This is a genomic window from Cyanobacteriota bacterium (assembly GCA_027618255.1).
GTDB lineage: Bacteria > Cyanobacteriota > Vampirovibrionia > LMEP-6097 > LMEP-6097 > JABHOV01.
This window is the reverse complement of the sequence record JAQCFG010000093.1, coordinates 1-5,536: the sequence shown is the minus strand read 5'-3', so window position 1 is coordinate 5,536 and position 5,536 is coordinate 1. Positions and strand designations below refer to the sequence as shown.

Genomic DNA, 5,536 nt, shown 5'->3' with positions numbered 1-5,536 from the left:
AGCTTTTGATGATAACGCAGGAAACTCTTATGCCGGAATCACAGACAATGGTACCTGGAATTTTACTACTGCAGCTGCTGCTGCAGCGACGGTCAATGGCTGGACCAATAGCGCCTGGGGCAAGCGTTTGAAAATAACTGTAGACAATACCAAAGTTAATGGCGATCTCACGGACTTTCCTATTTTGTTAGATCTTAATGACCTTAGCTCTAAGAACTTCTTTGGTAATATTCGTTCTGATGGTGGCGATATCAGAATTACTCAAGGAGATGGCATGAGCCTAGTTCCAACAGAACTTGTTTCTGTTGATACAACCAATAATCAAGGTGAGCTTTGGTTCAAGGCACCAGCGCTTAGCGGCACGGTGGATACTGATTTCTATGTCTACTACAACAACAATAATGCAACTATGCTTAATGCAGATCACCCACTTGGCAAGCATGCTGTATGGTCCAATGGTTTTGTTGCTGTCTATCATATGAGTGAAGATCCTAATGGAGACACTACTGGCGTCATGAGAAACAGTGTTGCAAATCAATACCATGGAACTCCATCAGGGACAATGACTAGCGCTGACAAGGTGGCTGGTCAAGTTGGTAACGGCACAGACCTTGATGGAACTGATGACTATATCAATGTCGGCGATATTACTGGAGTTGATTTTGGCTCAAGTAACTTTGAGTTTACTGCTTGGGCGAAGCATGACAATACAGCTAATCAGGATCATATATTTGGTAAAGATAGCAATACCAACGGAAGGCAATTTGAATTTAGAACAGACGCTTCTGGTGGTATCGTATTTAGTTACTGGAAGTCGGGTGCTGTTCAGGTTAATAAAACCCAGGCTACGGTTTTGAGCGACACCAATTGGCACTTAATCGGAGCTCTTAAGCGTGGTAGTAGTTTTGAAATATACAAAGATGGATCTAAGATAGGTAGTGGTACTAGTACTGGTACTCATGGAGCCATGGACTCTACTAATGCTCCTTTGTTCTTTGGTAGAAGAGAGTATTCAGGGTTTACAGAGGAATTTGACGGCAAGCTTGATGAAATGAGAATTGCAAATAAAGCTCATAGTGAAGACTGGATAGAAACTGAATTCAACAACCAAAACTCTCCTGGCACTTTCTACACAGTTGCTGGAACAGTCACTGCAGTTGGCGATGACGGAGTCCCTAAAGTAAGTTCAACCTATCCAGCTAATAGAGCTGATAGGTTCCCGCTTGCTGCAAACCTATATATTGAATTCAACGAAAATGTACAAGCCGGCTCTGGTAATATCACAATCAAAAAAACAAGTGATGGTAGCACAGTAGAAGCAATTGCAATTGGCTCCGCTACCATCTCGGGAGCAAGAGTTACTATCAATCCAACCAGTAGCTTAGTCAAAGGGACTGAGTACTATGTAGTGATTGATAATGGGGCAATTGAGGATACTGGCTCAACAGCCTTTACAGGAATCTCAAGCATTGATGGTTGGAGGTTTACAACAGAAGCTGGCAAATCAACTATCAATAACCCGAATAATTTATTTATGCTGGGAGAATAGCCTAAGACTTTAACACAGATATTTGAATCTCATGATCTTTGCTACCAGTATAATTAAAACTAAGTGCTTTACTTGAATCTATTGCACGTGCAAAATCCTCAAGGCAAGTTGCTTGACCTGAACTAAGATTAACAATAGCTTTGGCTTTGATTTCAAGTAAGGCAAGAGTCTTGCTTATAAAGTCATCTATGTGGATAAAGTCTCTAACTATCTCACCAGCTTGGTTTGCATTAATATTCAATACTTGACCTTGCTCAATTTTGGATTTGAAGATTTGATAAACTCCTCTTTGACTTGGTTCACCGCCATAAGGATTTGAAATACGAAGTATCAAATACGCAGGGAAACGGTCTTGAACCAGTTGTTCTAGCTTTAGTTTATAACGTCCGTAGTCATTAATGGGCTCTGGATTAGTTTTGACATCAGCTCCTTCTAGACGAGTTTCACCATAGATAGCAGCACTTGAGAAAAACACAAAGTAAGTATCTCTAGGGATAGAACCAATAAACTCAGATTCCGCTTGCAAGTCATTAAAATGAGCAGCATGGATCACAGTGTCGTAAGCTTGAGTGACACCAACAGAACGGTCATATACCTGGATCGATTCCAAGTGTTTTGCAAGATGGCTGCCAAGGTAACCAGCCCCACCGATAATTAAAGTAGAGCCTAGTTCCATCTTTGTTTAGCTAATTTTCTGATACCTTCAAGCCCAAGTTCTTTATTTACAATATTGATAACTCCATTAGTATCGCGCTCAATAATCGTATAACTAAGTGGGTAAGCACTAATACTTGAATTACTCAAGAGTATTGGTTTAGAGACATAGCCATCAGTCTTGGTACTTTGATAAGTTGAGAATTCATAGTATGAAGAATGGGCAACTAATTCAAGCTTGAGCTTGGGATATTTATTTAGAAATGCAATCGTTCTTGGTTCAAGAGGTTTATAAGCAAAAATATAGACAGAACTTTGATCACGCTCGAGTTTTTCTAGTTGATTTTTCAACCAAACATATTGTTCAGTCGCTTCTTCTGGCAAAAATTCTGGGACGACAGCTTCTGTGACATTGTCTAGAACCAAGACAGTCACAGCTTGTGTCTTTAATATATAATAAGGGTCATGAATAAAGTCAGAGATAGGCATGGAGCCACGCTGTTCGTTAGCACCAATAACTGAATAGTAAGGAATCTCAAACTTGGACAAGTCCTCAGCGATACCAGCAAAAAGTCCATAATGGTCAGTAGTATAGACTTGGCTACCACCAAAAATCACAAAATCCACAGGCAAGTTAGAGCTGCGTTGAATCAACTCCCTGATAGTCTCCTGCAAAAGCACTTGCGACTCTTCATACAAAACAATGCTGTTAACGGCTGGTTTTAGCGTATCCGATTGGCTAAATATAGTTTGTCCATTAATCGGGGCTGGGTATAAATTAACATCAGAAACAAAGGCAATACTAAGTCGCTCTTGTGTTGGCTTAATTGTCTCTGATTTGTATTCTAGTGAGTGTTCACTTTTCATGCGATCAAGTCGCAAAAAACGAGAGAGATTAAAAGCCTGACAAGGAAGGCTAGTAATAAAAATCAATAACGCCACCAGCCGTATCATTTAAAGCCCCTCAATAAGTTCAATCAATTCTTCTTTAGAAGTAGTAGCGGTACCAAATTTTTTGACCACTATACTAGCAGCAAGGTTGCCAATTATCGCAGCTTCTAAAGCCGTTGCACCAATTGCAAGAGCTGCTGAATACAAGGCAGAGACCGTATCTCCTGCACCCGAGACATCAAAAACCTCACTTAAATTAAAAGCGGGGATAAGGTCTAAAGTCTTGTCACCAAACAATGCCATCCCTTTAGCACCGCGAGTAATTAATAATTCTTTAGCCTCAAGTAATTCTTTCATTGCAAGACCAGCGGTTTCAAGTTCTTGATTTGTTTTAATCTTAATAGCAAGTAATGCTTCTGTGTCAGGTTGGTTTGGAGTAAATGAATAAGCACCCTTGAATTTAGTTAAGTCTCCATTACTGTCTACAATTGACTTTCGTTGAGCGGCAAGCTTGATTGCTTTAGCAGCAAGCTGTTCACCAAAAATACCATTACTATAATCAGAAAGCAAAACTAAATCATAGTTCGCAAGTTCTTTGGCGTAAGCTTCTAGAATCAACTCTTGATCATTGGCACTAAGCTCAGAACTATCCTCACGATCAACTCGAAGAACTTGCTGTTGAACTCCTGTGCCGTTATCAGGATTGGAACTTGAATTAGAAATAATTCTAGTTTTGGTTGTTGTTAATCTATTTTTGTCACGTACCATTATTAGTTTAATAGATTGCTCTTTGCAAATTGCTTCTAAAGAATCAGCGCCAGCGTCGTCTCCTGAAACACCAATCAAACAAGTCTCTACACCAAAACTAGCTAAATTGGCAGCCGCGTTTGCTGCGCCACCAAGCTTGAAATTGGATTCAATGTACTTAAATATAATGACTGGTGCCTCGCGAGATATTCTCTCTGGTTGTCCCAATAAGTATTCATCTAAAATAAGATCACCAAGCACTAAAACCTTGGCTTGATCAAGACGGGCGACAATATCCAAAAGTCTTGATTTATCAAGGCTGGAACTGTTTATTGTCTGTTTATTAGGGGTTTTAGCTGTCATATGAATAATCTAGACATACCAGTTTAGCATATAGATATCTAATTTAACAAATAATATAACTAGGCAATAAGCAATGACCAAACCAAAATCAATTAAATTATTAGCACTGCTGATTTACTGTTTTGTCTTTATACAGTCGCCAGTTGTTGCTGGCTGCGGCACGTTTACAGAAAGTACATTAAAGTCAAGTCTCGGTGACCCATTTGGAGTCACTGCAGGCGATTATGATGGTGATGGTGATATAGATATAGCCGTAGCAGAAGCTTCTTTAGATAAAATAGTTTGGTATGAGAATGATGGCAGTGAAGGATTTGCAACTGCTCATAATGTCAAAACCAGTTACTCCGACCCCATGATGTTAGTCACTTATGATGTCAATCAAGATGGTTACCTGGATTTAGTTTCAAGTCAAGACCCAACAGCTTCTGGTGATAATGATGATGTCATTGTATTTGTAAACAATGGAGACGGTTCTGTGTGGACTGAATACCTAGTCGTCGGAACAGTCAATAGTTGTAAAGCAATTGACTTGGCTGATATAGACAATGACGGGGATATAGATGTAGTTGTGGCAGACAGTCAAGATGACAATGTCATGTGGTACAAAAACGATGGCAGTGAGGGATTCACAGAACAGACAGTGATAACCGCTTTTGATGCGGCAATTGGCGTGCAACTTGGAGATATCAACAGTGACGGCGAGATGGATGTATCAGTAAGTTCACAAGGAACTTCACAGGATATCATCTGGTACGAAAACGACGGCAGTGAAAACTTTAGTGCAAATGCTCATACCATCGATTCAACTTATTCTGGACAATATCATGACCTCGTTGACCTTGATGGAGATGGAGATTTAGACTTAATCATTGCTAGTCATGCTGGTGATCTACTCAGCTGGTATAAAAACAATGGTAATGAAACGTTTACAGACATGGGCGATATTGCTTCAGGATCAACTGACCTTGATGAAGCTAATATGCCACATGCTGGCGACTTAGATAATGATGGTGATATTGATATTGTATTAGGTGCATGGGCATCTAATAAATTTATGTGGTTTGCAAATGATGGTAGTGAGAGCTTCACTAAAACTGTACTCAAAACAACTACCGATGCAAGAGAAAGCTTCCTTGTAGATCTAGACGGTGATGGCTATATAGACATTATTCAAGCTGGTGGTGCTAATGATGATGTCATCTGGTACCAAAGTGATTGTACTAATGCCGGACCTGCGCAACTATTTTTTGTACCTTAAGGCTAAGATCTCCTATATAATATGACTATGTCTAATCAACAAGTCAAACTAATCAAAAAAGATATAAGCACTGA

The 5,536-nt window shown here is 39.7% G+C and carries 5 protein-coding genes; 2 read left to right on the top strand and 3 right to left on the bottom strand.

Features of this window, described 5'->3' with window-relative positions:
* A partial coding sequence (locus tag O3C63_09405; GenBank protein MDA0773139.1) for a DUF2341 domain-containing protein occupies positions 1 to 1,549 on the top strand: 1,549 nt, incomplete at its 5' end.
* A 1-nt stretch (position 1,550) separates the two neighbouring features.
* Here the strand turns inward: O3C63_09405 and O3C63_09400 are convergent.
* From O3C63_09400 to O3C63_09390, 3 genes are read right to left on the bottom strand one after another with little or no spacing between them, the layout of a single operon-like run.
* Positions 1,551 to 2,225, bottom strand: coding sequence for an SDR family oxidoreductase (locus O3C63_09400; protein MDA0773138.1), 675 nt, complete (start codon positions 2,223 to 2,225; stop codon positions 1,551 to 1,553).
* Positions 2,216 to 3,145 carry a hypothetical protein gene (locus tag O3C63_09395; GenBank protein ID MDA0773137.1) on the bottom strand — a complete coding sequence of 310 codons (930 nt, stop codon included), beginning with the start codon at positions 3,143 to 3,145 and terminating at the stop codon, positions 2,216 to 2,218. The genes O3C63_09400 and O3C63_09395 overlap by 10 nt, the downstream gene beginning before the upstream one ends.
* Positions 3,146 to 3,157: 12 nt before the next feature.
* Complete coding sequence (locus O3C63_09390) at positions 3,158 to 4,204, bottom strand: bifunctional ADP-heptose synthase (GenBank protein ID MDA0773136.1); 1,047 nt, start codon at positions 4,202 to 4,204, stop codon at positions 3,158 to 3,160.
* A 73-nt stretch (positions 4,205 to 4,277) separates the two neighbouring features.
* On the opposite strand from O3C63_09390, the gene O3C63_09385 reads away from it, so the two are divergent.
* Complete coding sequence (locus O3C63_09385; GenBank protein ID MDA0773135.1) at positions 4,278 to 5,462, top strand: VCBS repeat-containing protein; 1,185 nt, start codon at positions 4,278 to 4,280, stop codon at positions 5,460 to 5,462.
* Positions 5,463 to 5,536: the final 74 nt, after the last annotated feature.

Bases quoted from the DNA above. Each gene is read 5' to 3' on its own strand.
- O3C63_09400 (MDA0773138.1), bottom strand. From the start codon at position 2,225: ATGGAACTAGGCTCTACTTTAATTATCGGTGGGGCTGGTTACCTTGGC.
- O3C63_09390 (MDA0773136.1), bottom strand. From the start codon at position 4,204: ATGACAGCTAAAACCCCTAATAAACAGACAATAAACAGTTCCAGCCTT.
- O3C63_09385 (MDA0773135.1), top strand. From the start codon at position 4,278: ATGACCAAACCAAAATCAATTAAATTATTAGCACTGCTGATTTACTGT.